This is a genomic window from Anaeromassilibacillus sp. SJQ-5 (assembly GCF_054108045.1).
Window position 1 is genome coordinate 636,017 of sequence record NZ_JBPJWQ010000001.1, and the last position, 16,366, is coordinate 652,382.

Annotated in this window: 14 protein-coding genes, 1 pseudogene and 1 riboswitch; of the genes and pseudogenes, 12 read left to right on the top strand and 3 right to left on the bottom strand. The window is 63.0% G+C overall.

The annotated features are described in order from the left end of the window. Positions 1-70: 70 nt before the first annotated feature. The 4 genes from ACSAMM_RS02595 (at position 71) to ACSAMM_RS02610 (ending at position 6,070) form a co-directional block, all read left to right on the top strand. On the top strand, positions 71-637 hold the full coding sequence (locus ACSAMM_RS02595) for an ECF transporter S component (RefSeq protein WP_178720872.1): 567 nt from the start codon (positions 71-73) through the stop codon (positions 635-637). A 100-nt stretch (positions 638-737) separates the two neighbouring features. Next, a riboswitch (SAM riboswitch) is annotated at positions 738-836 on the top strand. A 70-nt stretch (positions 837-906) separates the two neighbouring features. Beyond that, positions 907-2,103 (top strand): methionine adenosyltransferase, encoded by a 1,197-nt coding sequence (gene metK, locus ACSAMM_RS02600; protein WP_457789550.1) that lies wholly within the window; start codon positions 907-909, stop codon positions 2,101-2,103. 21 nt (positions 2,104-2,124) lie between these two features. Then, positions 2,125-4,098 carry a fructose-1,6-bisphosphatase gene (locus ACSAMM_RS02605; RefSeq protein WP_457789551.1) on the top strand — a complete coding sequence of 658 codons (1,974 nt, stop codon included), beginning with the start codon at positions 2,125-2,127 and terminating at the stop codon, positions 4,096-4,098. 22 nt (positions 4,099-4,120) lie between these two features. Continuing rightward, complete coding sequence (locus ACSAMM_RS02610; protein ID WP_457789553.1) at positions 4,121-6,070, top strand: GTP-binding protein; 1,950 nt, start codon at positions 4,121-4,123, stop codon at positions 6,068-6,070. An 87-nt stretch (positions 6,071-6,157) separates the two neighbouring features. Here ACSAMM_RS02610 and ACSAMM_RS02615 read toward each other — a convergent pair whose 3' ends face one another. Then, positions 6,158-7,150, bottom strand: a complete 993-nt coding sequence (locus ACSAMM_RS02615) for a nucleoid-associated protein (RefSeq protein ID WP_457789555.1) — start codon at positions 7,148-7,150, stop codon at positions 6,158-6,160. A gap of 280 nt (positions 7,151-7,430) precedes the next feature. On the opposite strand from ACSAMM_RS02615, the gene ACSAMM_RS02620 reads away from it, so the two are divergent. The 3 genes from ACSAMM_RS02620 to sigG all read left to right on the top strand — a co-directional run bounded on the left by ACSAMM_RS02620 (position 7,431) and on the right by sigG (position 10,208). Then, positions 7,431-8,429: a sigma-E processing peptidase SpoIIGA gene (locus tag ACSAMM_RS02620; RefSeq protein WP_457789557.1), complete on the top strand. Its 999-nt coding sequence runs from the start codon at positions 7,431-7,433 to the stop codon at positions 8,427-8,429. Between the two features lie 128 nt (positions 8,430-8,557). Beyond that, positions 8,558-9,313, top strand: coding sequence for an RNA polymerase sporulation sigma factor SigE (gene sigE / locus ACSAMM_RS02625; protein WP_178725986.1), 756 nt, complete (start codon positions 8,558-8,560; stop codon positions 9,311-9,313). A gap of 127 nt (positions 9,314-9,440) precedes the next feature. Then, entirely contained in the window at positions 9,441-10,208 is a 768-nt protein-coding gene (sigG, locus tag ACSAMM_RS02630) for an RNA polymerase sporulation sigma factor SigG (RefSeq protein ID WP_178725988.1), read from the top strand. Positions 10,209-10,307: 99 nt separating this feature from the next. Here the strand turns inward: sigG and ACSAMM_RS02635 are convergent. Next, positions 10,308-10,421: pseudogene (locus ACSAMM_RS02635) on the bottom strand (substrate-binding domain-containing protein); the annotation flags it as partial. A 211-nt stretch (positions 10,422-10,632) separates the two neighbouring features. Between ACSAMM_RS02635 and ACSAMM_RS02640 the strand changes: the two are divergent. The 3 genes from ACSAMM_RS02640 to ACSAMM_RS02650 are packed head-to-tail and all read left to right on the top strand — an operon-like array spanning position 10,633 to position 13,533. Next, a complete protein-coding gene (locus tag ACSAMM_RS02640; protein ID WP_457789559.1) occupies positions 10,633-11,193 on the top strand; it encodes a helix-turn-helix domain-containing protein in 561 nt (186 codons plus the stop codon). A 32-nt stretch (positions 11,194-11,225) separates the two neighbouring features. Then, a complete protein-coding gene (locus ACSAMM_RS02645; RefSeq protein WP_457789561.1) occupies positions 11,226-11,939 on the top strand; it encodes an ABC transporter ATP-binding protein in 714 nt (237 codons plus the stop codon). After that, positions 11,929-13,533 (top strand): hypothetical protein, encoded by a 1,605-nt coding sequence (locus ACSAMM_RS02650; RefSeq protein ID WP_457789563.1) that lies wholly within the window; start codon positions 11,929-11,931, stop codon positions 13,531-13,533. Before ACSAMM_RS02645 ends, ACSAMM_RS02650 begins: the two co-directional genes overlap by 11 nt. A gap of 41 nt (positions 13,534-13,574) precedes the next feature. Here ACSAMM_RS02650 and ACSAMM_RS02655 read toward each other — a convergent pair whose 3' ends face one another. Continuing rightward, entirely contained in the window at positions 13,575-14,384 is an 810-nt protein-coding gene (locus ACSAMM_RS02655; RefSeq protein ID WP_178725995.1) for a histidinol-phosphatase HisJ family protein, read from the bottom strand. A gap of 122 nt (positions 14,385-14,506) precedes the next feature. Between ACSAMM_RS02655 and ACSAMM_RS02660 the strand changes: the two genes are divergently transcribed. Both ACSAMM_RS02660 and ACSAMM_RS02665 read left to right on the top strand, forming a co-directional pair. Further along, positions 14,507-15,895, top strand: a complete 1,389-nt coding sequence (locus ACSAMM_RS02660; protein ID WP_457789565.1) for a transglutaminase domain-containing protein — start codon at positions 14,507-14,509, stop codon at positions 15,893-15,895. Between the two features lie 150 nt (positions 15,896-16,045). Then, positions 16,046-16,315 (top strand): ACT domain-containing protein, encoded by a 270-nt coding sequence (locus ACSAMM_RS02665; protein WP_178725999.1) that lies wholly within the window; start codon positions 16,046-16,048, stop codon positions 16,313-16,315. Positions 16,316-16,366: the final 51 nt, after the last annotated feature.

A 16,366-nucleotide genomic window follows, 5' to 3' on the forward strand; every position in this document is an offset into this window, starting at 1 on the left:
TAATGGGCGGCATCAGCCGCACCGTTATGGGATTTTTTGCGCCGCGAAACGCCGGAAATGAGGTCTTGTTATGAAAAAAATCCGCACCGATGTCGTCGCTCTGGTTCAAATGGGCATGCTGGCCGCCATCGCGGTGGTGCTGGTCATGCTCATCCATTTTCCTATCATCCCGGCCGTCAGCTTCATCGAGTACGATATGGCGGACGTGCCGGTGCTCATCGGCACCCTGCTGTATGGGCCGATCCCCGGCCTGCTCATCCTGCTGGTGGCTTCCCTGGTGCAGGCCTTTATCCTGGGCATCAACGGCTGGGTGGGCTTCGTGATGCACTTTGTGGCATCGGGCGCTATGGTGCTGCTGGTGGGCATCCTCTATGACCGCAAGCCCAGCCTGACCGGCATGACCGTGGGCATGGCGTTGGGCTCCCTGGCCAGGACCCTGGTGATGATTCCGCTCAACCTCATTTTGACCGTCCACGCCTTCGGCGTTCCCCACGATGTGGTGATGTCCCTGATGCTGCCGGGCATCATCCCCATGAACCTCATCATCGCGGTGACCAACTGCATCCTGGCGGGCCTGCTGTTTAAGGCCCTCGCCCCCTTCCTGCAGAAAAATCGCTACCTTACACAGGGAAAGTAACGCCGCCCCTTTGCGTTTTGGGCATCTTCGGGAAAAATTCCGCCCGGTCTTGTCCTTTTCCGCGAGGCGTGCTAAAATAAGACCGTGACAACCGAATAGGCCCTTATCAAGAGCGACGGAGGGAACAGGCCCGATGATGTCCAGCAACCTGCCGAGTGGCAAGGTGCTAAATCCTGCGGTGGAAACCGGAAGATGAGGTGGAATACGACGCTGCCCGGTTTCTGCCGGGCGGCGTTTTTGATTGGCATGGAAAAGAAAAGAGGTACAGTATGGAAAACACACGGCATTTTTTCACATCCGAATCGGTGACCGAGGGGCATCCCGATAAGGTCTGCGATCAGATTTCCGACGCGGTGCTCGACGCGATTCTGGCCCAGGACGAAACGGCACACGTGGCCTGCGAAACCATCGCCACCACCGGCATGGTGCTGGTCATGGGCGAGATTTCCACCGACTGCTACGTGGACATTCCCGCCATCGCCCGGCAGGTGGTGCGGGACATCGGCTATGACGACGCGAACCAGGGCTTTGACGGCAATACCTGCTCGGTGCTCACCGTCATTGACGAGCAGTCGCCCGATATCGCCATGGGCGTCAACGACGCCCTGGAGGCCCGGGGGCGGGAAGCCCAGGCCGAGGATTTCGATAAAACCGGCGCGGGGGATCAGGGGCTAATGTTCGGCTACGCCTGCGACGAAACACCCGAGCTGATGCCCCTGCCCATTTCCCTGGCCCACCGGCTGGCCAAACGGCTGGCCGCCCTGCGCAAGGACGGGACGCTGCCCTACCTGCGGCCGGACGGAAAAACCCAGGTGACGGTGGAATACGAGGGGAACACCCCCGTGCGGGTGGACGCGGTGGTGGTCTCCACCCAGCACAGCGCCGACGTGTCGCTTCAGACCATCCGCGCCGATCTCATTGACCGGGTCATCCGCCCGGAGATCCCCGCCGGGCTGATGGACGACCAGACCAAGATTTACGTTAACCCCACCGGCCGTTTCGTCATCGGCGGCCCGCAGGGGGACAGCGGCCTGACCGGCCGGAAAATCATCGTGGATACCTACGGCGGCTACGCCCGCCACGGCGGAGGCGCCTTCTCGGGCAAGGATCCGACCAAGGTCGACCGCTCCGCCTCCTATATGGCCCGCTACGCGGCCAAGAACGTGGTGGCCGCCGGCCTGGCCAAGCGCTGCGAGGTGCAGCTGGCCTATGCCATCGGCGTGGCGCATCCCGTGTCGGTGCTGGTGGATACCGAGGGCACCGGCGTGGTGTCTGACGACCGGCTGGCCGAGGCCGTGCGGGCCGTCTTCGATTTCCGCCCCGCCGCCATCATCGGGCAGCTGGGCCTGCGCCGTCCCATTTACCGGCAGCTGGCCGCCTACGGCCACATCGGCCGGGAGGATTTGGGCGTGTCGTGGGAAAAAACGGACAAAACCGCCGCCCTGCGGGCCCGCCTGGGCCTGTAATTGCCGGAAAGGAGGCCCGCCGTGAGCCTGGAGAATGAGGAGCTGCGCCGCCAGGAGGATTATCTTAAGCTGCTGGCCCAGCAGTACCCGGACATCTCGTCCGTCTGCACCGAGATCATTAACCTGAACGCCATACGCAACCTGCCCAAGGGCACCGAGCATTTCATGAGCGACCTCCATGGCGAGGATGAGGCCTTCCGCCATATTCTCAACAACGGATCCGGCGTCATCCGGGAAAAGGTGGACATGGTTTTCGCTCATTCCATGCCGGAAAAGGAGCGGGCCTGGTTCGCCACCCTTATCTATTACCCCAAGGAAAAGATGGAGGAAATCAAGCGGGACACCGTCAATATGGACGATTGGTACAGCATCACCCTCTACCGGCTGGTGGAGGTTTGCAAGCTGGTGGCCTCCAAATACACCCGTTCCAAGGTGCGCAAGGCTATGCCCGAGGCATTCGGCTATATTCTGGACGAGCTGCTCCATACCAACTACGACGAGGAGAACAAGCAGTCCTATTACCAGCACATCATCTCCACCATTATCGATATCAACCGGGCGGAGGAGGTCATCGAGTGCCTCTGCTCCCTCATCAAGCGGCTGGCCGTGGACTGCCTGCACATCGTGGGGGATATCTACGACCGGGGCGAGCGGGCGGACAACATCCTCGATTTGCTCATGGAGCATCACTGCGTGGACATCCAGTGGGGCAACCACGACATCCTCTGGATGGGCGCCGCGGCAGGGAACGAGGCGTGCATCGCCTGCGTGCTCAACCTGGCCCTACAGTACAATACCTTGGATATCGTGGAAAACGGCTACGGCATCAGCCTGAGGGACATGATCAGCTTCGCGCAGGAGACCTATAAGGACTGCACCTGGTTCATGCCCCGCAACCCGGACGACAAGGACTATCTGCCCACCAGCATGGACACCCTGTCCAAGGTGCACAAGGCCATCGCCATCATGCAGTTCAAGCTGGAGGGGCAGATCATCCGCCGCCACCCGGAATACGGCATGGACGACCGCCTGCTGCTAGGGAACGTGGACTGCGACAAACGGACGGTGACCATCGGCGGGATCGCCTACCCGCTCAACGACTGCCATTTCCCCACCCTCGACGCGGCGGATCCCTATGCCCTGTCGGTGGCGGAGCGGGAGCTGATGGCCACCCTGCGCCGGGCGTTCTTGGGCAGCGAACGGCTCCAAAAGCACGTGGGCTTCCTGTACAGCCATGGAAGCATGTATCTGAAAATCAACCAAAACCTGCTGTTCCACGGCTGCATCCCCATGGATGAGGACGGCAATTTCCGCGTTTTCACGGCGGCGGACGGCCGCTCCTACAGCGGCCGGGCCTATATGGACTATGCCGACAAGACGGCCCGGCGCGCCTACTACGCCACGGCCGAGAACCCGCTCAAGCAGGAGTATGTGGATTTCCTGTGGTATCTGTGGTGCGGCCGGAATTCCCCGCTGTTCGGCCGGGATAAAATCAGCACCTTCGAACGGTACTTTGTGGCCGAGCCCGCCCTGTGGAAAGAAGAAAAGGATCCCTACTACCGCCATATCCAGCACGCCGACCTGTGCGACAAAATCCTGCGGGAATTCGGTCTTGAGCCCTCGTCTTCCCATATCATCAACGGCCACGTGCCGGTCAAGGCCATCCAGGGGGAAAGCCCCATCAAGGCGGACGGCCGCCTCATCGTCATCGACGGCGGCTTCTGCAAGGCCTATCACGCCACCACCGGCATCGCCGGCTACACCCTGATCTATTCCTCCCACGGCCTGCGGCTGATCGCCCACGAATCCTTCGGCGGCATTCAGTCGGCCATTCAGGAGAACAAGGACATCCTGACCACCACCACCATTTTCGAGACCACCCGCCACCGCCTGATGGTCAAGGACATGGATAAAGGTGCGGAAATTCAGGAGAAAATCGACCGCCTGAAAATGCTGCTGCGCGCCTACCGCGTCGGCATCATCAGCCCGAAATAACCGCCCGGGGGAGGGACGCGCCGTGCTGGATATCCGCAATATCGGGATTCTCGCCCACGTGGACGCGGGCAAAACCACCCTGACCGAACAGTTGCTGTATCTGTGCGGCGCCGTGCGGCAGCCGGGCAACGTGGACGAGGGCACCGCACAGACCGACTGGCTGGAGGTGGAAAAGCGGCGAGGCATTTCAGTGAAAACCGCCTGCGCCCGGCTGGAATACGGCGGAGGCGTCGTCCAGCTCATCGACACGCCCGGCCACGTGGACTTCGCGGGGGAGGTGGAGCGCAGCCTGGCCGCGCTGGACGGCGCGGTTCTGGTGCTCTCCGCCGTGGAGGGGGTGCAGGCCCACACCCTCCTGCTGTGGGAAGCCCTGCGCCGCATGGATCTCCCCGTCCTGCTGGTGATCAATAAAATCGACCGGGCGGGCAGCCGCGTTGCCGATGTGCTCGATCAAATCGGCCGGGAGCTGACCGCCGCCTGCCTGCCCGTGCAGCGGGCGGAGGGGGAGGGGGATGCCGCCTGCGCCGTCCTGCCCCGCCCATTTGCCGATCCTGTTTTCCGGGAGGAGGCGCTGCTGGCCGCGGCCGAAGCGGATCCCGCTCTGGAGGACGCCTATCTGGAGGGCCGCCCGGTGGACGACGAGACGCTGGAGAAAGCCCTGACCCGGGCCGCCCGGGCGGGGAAGCTCACACCTGTTCTGCTGGCCTCGGCCAAGCTGGGGGTGGGGATGCGGGAGCTGATGGACGGCATCGTCCGCTTTCTGCCTCCGGCCGACACCCGGGAGAATACGCCCCTGTCCGGTGTGGTGTTCGCCATCGAGCACGATCCCGTCATGGGCAAGGCCGCACACGTCCGTCTTTTCGGCGGCCAGCTTCGCAATCGGGACGCCGTGCCGGTGCTGGGCCGTTCGGAGATGGAGAAAATCACCCAGATCCGGCGGATTTCCGGCAGCCGCGCCACCGACGCCGGCGTGCTGCGCGGCGGGGAGATCGGCGCGCTGTACGGCCTGCCCTCCATCCGCGCGGGGGATATCCTCGGCGCGCAGGAACGGCGGCGGCCCGGCCGCCTGGCGGTGCCCCTGCTGCTGGTGCGGGCGTTTCCCTCCTGCGAGGAGGAGCTGTCCCCCCTGCTGGACGCCCTGCGGGAGCTTAGCGAGGAGGATCCCCTTCTCGGCCTGGAATGGAACCGCGAGAAGCGGGAGATCTATCTGCGGATCACCGGCAAAATCCAGCTGGAAATCCTCAGTGAGCGGCTGGCCGGCCGCTACCGCCTCCACACCAATTTTTCCGCCCCCAGCGTGATTTACAAGGAAACCCCCGCTGCCCCCGGCGAGGGAAGCGAGCGGTACACCATGCCCAAGCCCTGCTGGGCCTGCCTGACTCTGCGGATGGAGCCCCTTCCCCGAGGGAGCGGCATCGTCTATCGCTCGGTCATCAAGGAAAAAGAGCTGCCTTACCGGTACCAGCATCATGTGGAAACCAGCGTCCGGGAAACCCTCGCGCAGGGGATTCACGGCTGGGAGGTCACCGATGCGGCAATCACCCTGACGGCCGGAGAGCATCACCCGATCCATACCCATCCGCTGGACTTTTTCGTCGCCACGCCGGTGGCCTTCCTCCGCGCCCTGACCGCCTGCGGATCCCGTCTGCTGGAACCCTTGGTGCAGGTGCGCCTGACGGCTGGGGAAGCGCATCTCGGCCGGGTAATCGGGGATATCCTCGCCATGCGGGGGGAATTCGATTCCCCTGTCGTCACCCGGGATACCTTCACCCTGGAGGCCGTCCTGCCGGTGGCCACCTCCCTGGACTATCCGGTGACCTTCCGCTCCCTGACCTCCGGCAAGGGCAGCTATTCCTCCCGGTTTGCCGGATACCGCGAGTGCCCGCCGGGCTGCGGGGAGGATACGCCCCGCCGGGGCGTGGATCCCCTGGATCGCGCCCGCTGGATCCTTCACGCCCGCAGCGCGATGTAAGCCAAACATGCGATAAATAAGCGAAGCCGCTTCCCGTTGGTGGAAGCGGCTTCGCTTATTTATCGGCAGACAAACCCAAGCTGTTTTTCACAGCTCGATGTTCTTTATCAGCAGGGAAATGGTGCCGTCCGGGTTGTTGATGAATTCCACCGCGTCGCCGCTCTCGTACAGGCTGATGGGGATTTTGATCTCCACCCCGTCGGGCGTGCGGATGGACTGCTTTTCCATCCGGCGGACGGTGGCGGGGGCCACCTGCACCGTGTCTTGCGGCTCCACGTGCTTCTCCCGGAGGATCCGGGTGAACTCCTCCTTGGCGGCGGGGTTGTCGCTGTACAGCTCCTCGCACAGGCTTTCCACCCGGGCCTCCTGCGCGTCCCCCATGTAGTCGCAGAGCACCGCCGCCACCCGGGTCTCCGCCTTTTTGTCCAGCTTGTCGCCCCCGCCAAACAGCTCGTTGACGCTCTCCGCCGCCTTTTTGATTTCCTGGAATTTCTGCTTTTCCGACAGGGCGGCGGCGCATTCCAGGAACCGGGAGGAAAAGTAGAAATCCTTTTTCCCGTCAATATCGAACTTTTTCTCGATGACCTGCACGCCGCCGGTGGCCATGTTCAGCAGGAACGTCTCGCCGCCCTTGCCCCCCGGCGCCGGCAGCACCGTGCGCTGCCGCACGATGGAGGTGCGCTTTTCCTCCTCGCCGTTTTGCAGAAAATGGATGTAGGATTCCTTGTAATTCAGCTTGAGCAGCACAAAATGCGGCTGCTCATCGATCTCCGCCTGCATCATCAGCACGTCGGCCGCCGGGATGTCCGGATAAATCCGCATGTATTGAAACAGCCGCAGGGCGATTTCCCGGGTGGTGGGCAGGAACTGCTCCAGATCGTGCAGGGGATAGGTCAGGAAGGGCGATCCCTCTTGGAATTCGCAGGCCTTCCGCTCGTCGCTGGCCGCGGCCCGTTCCACGTGCTGGCTCAGAAACTCGTATACGTCCGCGCTCAGTTCCAGGCAGGCGTCGGAGAGAACCGGCGTGTCGATGCTGGTGTCAAGCACATGGAGAACCGCTTGCTTGATGTGCAGATTCATGGTGTGTCCCGTCCTTGTTGTGTAAAGTTCGGCCGCCTGGCCGCGCGCTGCCAGTATAGCACATTTGCGCGAAAAAGCCAACCGGCCGCGCGCTTTTCCGCGAATTCCGGCGAATCCCGGCGCCCGGGCAGGAAGAATTCGACAGCCTTTTCATAAAAAAACGCCGCCGCCTCTCCTCATTCGGCATAATTTCCCCCCGCCTGACGATATAATGGATATACAAGCCCGGATGTCCGCGTGACCTTGGGACGGGCGTTTGTATACGAAAGGGACGAGGCGGATGCCGGTCATTTACATTGATGTGCTGCTGGCGCTGAACCTGTGGATCGATTTCATCCTTCTGCTGGCCACGGCCCGCATCCTGCGCCTGCCCCGCCGCCGCTGGCGGATGGTGCTGGGCGCTCTGCTGGGGGCCGCGACCTCCTGCCTGATCTTCCTGCCCGACCTGCCCACGGCCGCCGCCACGGCGGTCAAGCTGGCGGCGGCCTGCGTCATTCTACTGGTGGCCTTTCCCTGGCGGGGCCGGCTGCTGTACATAAAAGCCGTGGTGGTCTTTTTCGTCATCTCCACGCTGTTTGCCGGCATGGCCGGCGCGTTGTACTTCTTCGCCGCGCCCCAGGGCTTTTACGTGGTGGGCGGCGTGGTGTATTACGACGTCTCTCCGCTGACCCTCGTGCTGCTGACCGTGGTGAGCTACGGCGCCCTGTGCCTGTACGACCGGTTTACCCGCAAAAAGGCGCCTTTGGGCCGGGATTACCGCCTGCTGGTGACCTGCGGCGGGCGGACGGCGGCGGTGCGCGCCCTGTACGACAGCGGCAACAGCCTGACCGAACTGTTTTCCGGCAGCCCGGTGGCGGTGGTCCGCCGCGCCGCGCTGGAGAGCGTCCTGCCCGCCGAGGTGCGGGAGGCACTCCGGGATCCGGCCGCCTTCGTCTCCGGCGAGGCCGGGGCTGGAAACGGCGGCGCGGCCGCCGCGGTGCGCAGCCGTTTACGGCTGGTACCCTTCCGCTCGGTGGGGGGCGACGGGTTGCTGCCCGCCTTCCGCCCGGAGCAGCTGACCGTGGTGGCGGAAAACGGCGCGAACCGGGACGCCACTGGTGCCTATGTGGCCGTCTGCGAGGAACTGGGCCGGGGGGACTACGACGCGCTGGTGGGCACCGACATCGCCGGCCTGTTCGACGCGCCGCCGGCGAAATCCGCGAGCTTTCCGCCCGTCGCCGGGCGTTCATCTAGAGCAATTGGCGGGTGGAATGGCATAAAAGGAGGCGAGGAAAAATGATGTGGGGCAAGGCGGAGGACGCCGGCGGGCTGGCGCCCGCCAAGGACGACAACGACGTCTTCACGCCATTTTTACCGCCGAACTTGTGCCAGTTTATTCGCTAATTGCTCTAAGGGGGAAATCGAACCATGATCACAGTCAAACGCGAGGAAGTGCCTCTGCCCGCCGGCCTGCTGCCGCGGCTGGAGAGCTTTTTATCCCGCCTCTGGCGGCGGCTGCTGCGCCGTGCGGGGGAGGACGTCCACTATATCAACGGTGCGGACACGCTGCCGCCGCCCCTGACCCCCGCCGAGGAAGCGGACGTCTTCCGCCGGATGGAGGAGGGGGATCCGGACGCCCGGGATATGCTGATTACGCACAACCTGCGTCTCGTGGTCTATATCGCCCGGAAGTTCGAGAATTCCGGTGTGGGCATCGAGGATCTCATCTCCATCGGCACCATTGGCCTTATCAAGGCGGTCAACACCTTCTGCCCCTCCCGCAACATCAAGCTGGCCACCTATTCCTCCCGCTGCATCGAGAATGAAATCCTCATGCACCTGCGCAAAAACACACAGCTGCGCAACGAACTGTCCATCGACGAGCCCCTCAACGTGGACTGGGACGGCAACGAGCTGCTCCTGTCCGACATCCTGGGCAGCGATCCCGACATCGTCAACCGCAACATCGAGCAGGAGGCGGAAAAAAACCTGCTGCTCGAGTGCGTACGCCGCCTGTCCGAACGGGAACAGCTGATAATGGAGCTGCGCTTCGGCCTGAGCGGCAACCAGGAGCATACCCAGAAGGAGGTGGCGGATCTGCTGGGGATTTCTCAGTCCTACATCTCCCGCCTGGAAAAAAAGATCATCAAGCGCCTGAAAAAAGACATCGAGCGGGCGGGCTGATTTTCCGTTCGCGCCGTTTTTTTCCAGCGAGGTTTTTTCACCCTCCTGCATGTTCTCCCTGCATCTGGCAATACTGGAAGCAGGGCCCTTTCACGGGCCACGCCATTTGCAGAGAGGACGTGTCCCGATGTACAACAAGGTCGAAATCTGCGGGGTGAATACCGCGACTTTGAAGGTGCTCACCGAGAGCGAGAAGATGCAGCTGCTCAGGCGGATGCATGAGGGGGACGCGTCGGCCAGGGAGGATCTGGTCAACGGCAATCTGAGGCTGGTGCTCAGCGTCATTCAGCGCTTCACCCAACGGGGCGAGAACCTGGACGATCTGTTCCAGGTGGGGTGCATCGGCCTCATCAAGGCCATCGATAACTTCGACGTCACCCTGAACGTCCGGTTTTCCACCTATGCGGTGCCCATGATCATCGGCGAAATCCGCCGCTACCTGCGGGACAACAACAGCATCCGCATCAGCCGATCCATGCGGGACACCGCCTATAAGGCCATGCAGGTCAAGGAGCGGCTCACCAACGAAAAGCTCCGTGATCCCACCGTGGAGGAGATCGCCAAGGAGCTGGATATGCCCAAGGAGGATGTGGTGCTGGCCCTGGAATCCATCGTGGAGCCGGTCAGCCTGTACGAGCCGGTCTATTCCGACGGGGGCGACACCATCTATGTGATGGATCAGGTGGGGGATCACAACGACGATCGCAACTGGCTGGATGAAATCGCCCTGAAGGAAGCCATCCGGAACCTGAGCGACCGTGAGAAGCGCATCCTCAATCTCCGCTTTTTCAAGGGCATGACCCAAATCGAGGTATCCAGCGAAATCGGCATCAGCCAGGCCCAGGTCAGCCGCCTGGAAAAGGGTGCCCTCGATCGGATCAAAAAACAGATATAAATCCGCCGTTCCCCGGGACTTCCGGGGAACGGCGGATTTATATGCGCCCCACGCGTTCTCCCGGCGCGTATGGCTGCCCGAATCCGCGTTGCGCTGGAAGGCGATGATGGGGCGATCCGCGCCGCCCACCGCCTTCCAGCTGGTGATTTTGCCGGCGTAGATGTTCTTGAGCTGCTGCTGGGTCAGGCCGGCGTTTTCATGATCATGATTCATTCCCTTCCACAAAACCCGTTTGAACGAAAGGCGGGTGTCTTTCTTTCAAACGAATCCCCTCTGTATTCTCCCCCCACTATACCACGCCGCCTACCGGAAAACAGGCGATTATGGTTACAATTTAATAACAATCCTGTCATTCTTTGTCTTGACAAGTCTCGAATTTTGGATTATTATCAAAATTGATAATAATCTTGGAGGTGAGATGACGTTGGCCGACTTTGCGCACAGCGTCCTGATGCATCCGGTGCGCCTGCGCCTGGTGCAGCGGCTGGCCCTTCTGGGCACCGCCACCGTGCAGGAGCTGGCCGCCGCCCTGCCCGACATTCCGCGCGCCAGTCTCTACCGCCATCTGCGCACCCTGACGGAGCTGGGGTATCTCACGGTGGTGGAGGAAACCCGGGTGCGGGGGACGGTGGAACGCACCTACGCCCTGACGGATAATCCGGCGGACGAGAAGCTGGGCAAGCCCGCCCAGGGCCCGCCGACGAAGGAGGAGCTGCGCCGGATGCTGCCCGCCCTGCTGATAAGCCTCATCGGGGAGGTGGAGCGGTATCTGGCGGAGGATGAGGCGGATCCCGCCCGCGACGGCCTGGGCGTGTCCGCCGCCACCCTCTTTATGAACGACGCGGAATGGCGGGCCTTCGGTGAAAAGCTGAGCGCCCTGGTAATGGAGGCCGCCGTGCTCCCGCCCGGGGAGGGACGCAGGCAGCGGCGGCTGACCACCATCCTGACGCCGGCGGACATGCGCCCCGGCCGGTGGGAGAAGTAGAGCGGCGCGCCGCTCTGGAAAGGATCGATCCTATGCTGACAATTTCTCATTTTTCCAAGACATACAAGGGCGGCCGCCGAGCCGTGGACGATTTGTCCCTGACAGTGGAGGCCGGCGATATTTTCGGCTTCATCGGCCATAACGGCGCCGGCAAAACCACCACCATCCGCGCCGTGGTCGGGGTGCTGGATTTCACCGAGGGCGAGATTTTAATAGACGGCCATTCGGTGAAGAGCGACCCGGTGGCCTGCAAAAGCGTCACCGCCTACATCCCCGACAACCCCGATTTGTACGAGCATCTCACCGGCATCCAGTATCTGAATTTCATCGGCGACGTTTTCCGGGTGGGGAAGGCCGAGCGGGAGGCCCGCGTCGCCGATTACGCCGGCCGCTTTGAGCTGACCGGCAGCCTGGGCGGCCTCATTTCCTCCTATTCCCACGGCATGAAGCAGAAGCTGGCCCTCATCGGCGCCCTCATCCATACGCCCCGTCTGCTGGTGCTGGACGAACCCTTCGTGGGCCTCGACCCCAAGGCCTCCCATACCCTCAAGGAAATCATGCATGAGCTGTGCGGGCAGGGGAGCGCCATCTTTTTCAGCACCCACGTCCTGGAGGTGGCGGAAAAGCTGTGCAATAAGATCGCCATCATCAAGGACGGCCGGCTCATCGCCTGCGGCGAAACCGCCTCCGTCAAGGGCAGTCAGAGCCTGGAGGACGTATTCCTGGAGTTGACCGATGATGAATGAAGTGCGTTTGCTGCTGAAGAATCAGCTGCTGGCCCTGTTCGGGTTCAATAAGATCCGGCATACCGGCGATCCCGGCGAAAAGCGCAAGCTGACCGGCTTCCTGGTCATGATGGGCGCGGTCGCCCTGCTGCTCGTGGGGATGATGACGCTGTACAGCGTCGGCATGGCTTTCGTGCTGGAGCCTGCCGGCCTGCTCGATCTGGTGCCCGGCCTGATGATGGCCGTGGCCTCCGTCCTGTCCCTGGTGACCACCGTCTACAAGGCCCCCGGTCTGCTCTTCGCCTTTAAGGATTACGATCTTCTGATGTCCCTGCCTGTGCGCACGGGCAGCCTGGTGGCCAGCCGCCTGCTGATGCTGTACGGCGTGAATCTGGCGTTCACCCTGCTGACGATGGTGCCCGCCTGGGTGGTGTACGCGGTGTTCGCCGCGCCGCCCTGGTTTTATACCCTGTATTTCCTCCTGGCGCTGCTGGCCATTCCACTGGTGCCTCTGATCGTGGCCGCGGTGATCGGCACCTTCCTCGCTCTGGTTTCCTCCCGCTTCAAGCGTTCCAGCCTGGTCAATCTGCTGGTGTCCTTGGCGCTGGTGTGCGGGGTGGTGGTCGCCTCCACCATGGCCCAGACGCTGGTGGAAAACTTCGCCGACATCGGCCAGGCCGTCATGGACGCCGTGGGCCGGGCGTATGTCCTGGCCCCTTTGTTCGTGCGGGCGGTCTGCCGGGGGGACGTGGGGGCCCTCGCCCTTTTCCTGGCCGTGTCGGCGGCCCTGTTCGCCGGCTTCTGTGCCCTGACCGCTTGGCGGTTCCGCCGGTGGAATTCCCGGCTCACCGCCGGGCGCGCCTCCTCCGGCTACCGGTTACGGGCCATGAAGACCGCCACCCCTTTGGCCGCCCTGTTCCGTAAGGAATGGCGGCGGTATATGGCCTCGCCCCTGTATGTTATGAACACCGCCATCGGCATGCTGCTGCTGCTCGTCGCGTCGGTGGCCCTGCTGGTCGTGGGGATGGACGGGCTGGAAAGCGCGCTTCAAATCCCCGACCTGCGGGACGGGATCGGGCTGGCCCTGCCGCTGCTGCTCTGCTTCTTCATCGTTATGTCCAACACGGCCGCCAGCGCCATTTCCCTGGAGGGGGATCACTTCCAGGCGCTCAAGGCCCTGCCGGTGACCGCGAAGGATATTTTTCGCAGCAAGCTGCTGCTGGGGATGCTTGTCACCGTGCCGCTGACAGCGGTCTGCGCCGCCCTGCTGGCCGTCGCCACGCGCCCCGGCCTGCCGGATCTTCTGCTGCTGTTCGCCCTGCCTCTGGCCGCCGCCGTGTTCACCCCGCTGTTCGGCCTGCGCGTCAATCTCGCCTATCCTCATTTCACCTGGAAAACTGAAACGGAGGTCATCAAGCAGAGCCAGGCCACCATGATTGCCGTCTTGGGCGGCATGGGTCTGGTGGGGGTGGCCGCCGGCCTGACCTTCGGGCTGCAGGCATTCCTTCCCCCGGTGTGGACCATGACCGGCGTCACCCTCGCGTTTCTCGCCGCCAGCGCCCTCCTCTACCGGAATCTCATGACCAAGGGCGCCGCCAAGCTGTATACTCTATAAAAAGAGCCGCCGCGCAGGCTTCTGCGCGGCGGCTTTGCCGGTTATTCCAGCGGCAGCAATTCCATTTTTCCACCGAAGAACACGGCCTGGTGGGTGAAGCCCGCTTCCCGGGCCAGGGCGGCCGCCTGTTCAAGGCCGGTGCCCACATCCTCCGGCCGATGGGCGTCCGCGCCGATGGTGATGAACTCGCCGCCCAGCTGGCGGAACCGGCGCACCAGGGACAGGGGCGGATGGGTGGTACCGCCCGGCTGCCGCAGGCCGGAGGTGTTGATCTCCAGCGCCAGCCCCTTGACGGCCAGCTGCCGCAGGATCGCGTCGATCCGGTCCTGCCACCGGCTGAAATCGGCGGGCCGCTTCTCCTCTGGGATGTACCGGAACGGGTAGGTCAGATGGGCCAGCGCGTGGAACCGCCCCCAGTTGACCAGCTCCAGCACCGCGTCGAAATACTCGTCCATCACCAGCCCGACGTCCTTGCCGGTGTAGTCGTAGAAGTAATAATCGATGTTGGTTTCCCTGTCCAGGCTGTTGAGCTTGTGCTGGGAACCTAAAACAAAGTCGAAATCGTAGGCGTCCAGGATGGCCTCGGTCCGCTTCAGGTCGGCCAGCGGCTCGCCGAGCTCGATCCCCCGGGCGATCCGCAGCCGGCCGGCGTACGCGGGCACGGCCTCGCCGCTGTCGCGCCACGATTTGACCAGCGTGCCGACATAGTCCTCGTAGTCCACCATCTCCAGGTGATCGGTGACGGCGACGGCACACAGCCCCTTGGCAACCGCCGCGTCGCACATGGAGCGCAGAGGCGCGTCGCTGTCCTCCGACGCGTCGGTATGCATATGAAAATCCACCCATGTCATGGAAACCACTCCTTTGCCCTTGCATCATAGCATATTCCGGGGGAAAATTGAAGGGATCGGTGACAAGATCGCTGTTTTGTAGTAAAATGAAGAAAAAGGCTTTTAGAAATGGGGCGCTGTCGATGAAAAAAAGCGCGTTTGCCCGGCCATCCGGCTGGCTGGCCCTTTGCCTGTCCGGCCTGTTGGCCCTTTCCGCCTGCCAAGCGGCCGAACCGCCGTCGACGGCGGATTCCTCCGGCCTTCGGACGGAAGACGGGACGCGTGAGACGCTCTCCCTGCCTATGGAAACCACGACGGTCTCGTCGGCCGACGGCCCTGCCGCAGCCTTCTCGTCGACGCTCCCCTCCCAGAACGTCACCGCCGCCACGGCGGCCCCCACAACGAAAAAAAGGCACGTCGCCACCTCCACGACCCGGCCGACGGGGGAGCGGGTGACGGAGGGCACCGCCCCCGTCACGGCGCCCCCCACCCAGGTGCCGGCCGACGAGCCGCTGAGCCGGGCCCTGTCGCCGCTGGACACGGCGGATTATTACGGCGCACGGCAGCTGAGCGGGAACGCCCGGCTGCTGACCGCCTATCGGCGGCTGGCCGCCGCCGTCAGCGAGCGGCGGGAGGGAGCCGTGTATCTGGCGGATCTGAAGCTGAGCCTGGACGAGATGCAGCGGGCGTACGCGTATGTCCGCGCGGATTTCCCCCAGGTTTTCTGGCTGGACGCGTCGTACCGCTACCACTATACGGACGGCGATAAAATCGTGGACATCATCCCTGCCTACACCTTCAGCGCCGCTGAGCTGCCCGCCGCCAAGGCGGCGGTGAACGCCGCGGCCGCGAAGCTGCTGGAGGGGATTACCGGGGATATGAGCCCCTATGAGCGGGAACTGGCCATCCACGACAGGCTGGTCGAACAGACCGCTTACGACGAATCGCAGAGTCAGCCCCAGATTCACAATCTCTACGGGGTGCTGGTGAACCGGCTGGCGGTGTGCGACGGATACTCCAAAGCCTTCCAGTACCTATTATACCAGGCGGGGGTGCCCTGCCTGTTTGTCACTGGTCAGAGCCAGGGGGAGGGGCACGCCTGGAATCTGGTGCAGCTGGACGGCGCGTATTACCATGTGGACATCACCTGGGACGATCCGGTCTATAACGGCATCCGCGAGGCCGACAAGCCGGTGTTTTACGGCTATTTCAACGTCACCACCGCCCAAATCCGGGAGGATCACACCATGGATGCCGAGAACTATCCCCTGCCGGACTGCACCGCCACGGCGCTGAATTACTACCATAAAAACCGCCTGGTACAGCGGGCGTTCCAGGTGGATGCCGTGGCCGCGTTGGTAAAGGCCGCCGACAGGGGCGACGGGATCGCCCGGCTGTGGGTGGAGGGGGATTTCGACGCCTTCGCGGACAGCCTTCGCCAAAACTGGTCGGCCATTAGCCGGGCCGCGGGGGTCTACCGCGGCGCCAAGTTCCTCTCCTGCAGCCGGGAGCTGCTGATTGTGCTGCAATAGGGCCGAACGCGAGGCGGCCGCCGGACTTGACCAGTTCGGCGGCCGCTTTTTATTGGCTCTTTCTTTTCCGGTTGAAATATGGTAGAATAGGACGAATGAAAACAGCACTGCCGGGCCGCGGGGCGGATCCGGCGGAGAATGGAGCAGAGTATGCGCGCAGTGATAACAGTCATCGGCAAGGACATGGTGGGGATTCTCGCCCGGGTTTCCGCCCAATGCGCCGGGCACGGCATCAATGTCCTGGAGGTTACCCAGTCCATTTTGCAGGATATGTTCGCCATGATCATGATGGTGGACATTTCGAAAAGCGATATCCCCTTCACCCAGTTCGCGGACGAGCTGACCGCTATCGGCAAGGAAATGGGCCTTTCCGTCCATGCCATGCATGAAGATATTTTCAACGCTATGCACACCATCTAACGGCGAAACCCACTGGAATTTTGGGGCGGGGGACACCCCCGCCAGGAAAGG

Coding starts and splice junctions, on each gene's coding strand:
- ACSAMM_RS02595 (WP_178720872.1), top strand. CDS start 71: ATGAAAAAAATCCGCACCGATGTCGTCGCTCTGGTTCAAATGGGCATG.
- metK (WP_457789550.1), top strand. CDS start 907: ATGGAAAACACACGGCATTTTTTCACATCCGAATCGGTGACCGAGGGG.
- ACSAMM_RS02615 (WP_457789555.1), bottom strand. CDS start 7,150: ATGAATCTGCACATCAAGCAAGCGGTTCTCCATGTGCTTGACACCAGC.
- ACSAMM_RS02620 (WP_457789557.1), top strand. CDS start 7,431: ATGCCGGTCATTTACATTGATGTGCTGCTGGCGCTGAACCTGTGGATC.
- sigE (WP_178725986.1), top strand. CDS start 8,558: ATGATCACAGTCAAACGCGAGGAAGTGCCTCTGCCCGCCGGCCTGCTG.
- sigG (WP_178725988.1), top strand. CDS start 9,441: ATGTACAACAAGGTCGAAATCTGCGGGGTGAATACCGCGACTTTGAAG.
- ACSAMM_RS02645 (WP_457789561.1), top strand. CDS start 11,226: ATGCTGACAATTTCTCATTTTTCCAAGACATACAAGGGCGGCCGCCGA.
- ACSAMM_RS02650 (WP_457789563.1), top strand. CDS start 11,929: ATGATGAATGAAGTGCGTTTGCTGCTGAAGAATCAGCTGCTGGCCCTG.
- ACSAMM_RS02655 (WP_178725995.1), bottom strand. CDS start 14,384: ATGACATGGGTGGATTTTCATATGCATACCGACGCGTCGGAGGACAGC.
- ACSAMM_RS02660 (WP_457789565.1), top strand. CDS start 14,507: ATGAAAAAAAGCGCGTTTGCCCGGCCATCCGGCTGGCTGGCCCTTTGC.
- ACSAMM_RS02665 (WP_178725999.1), top strand. CDS start 16,046: ATGCGCGCAGTGATAACAGTCATCGGCAAGGACATGGTGGGGATTCTC.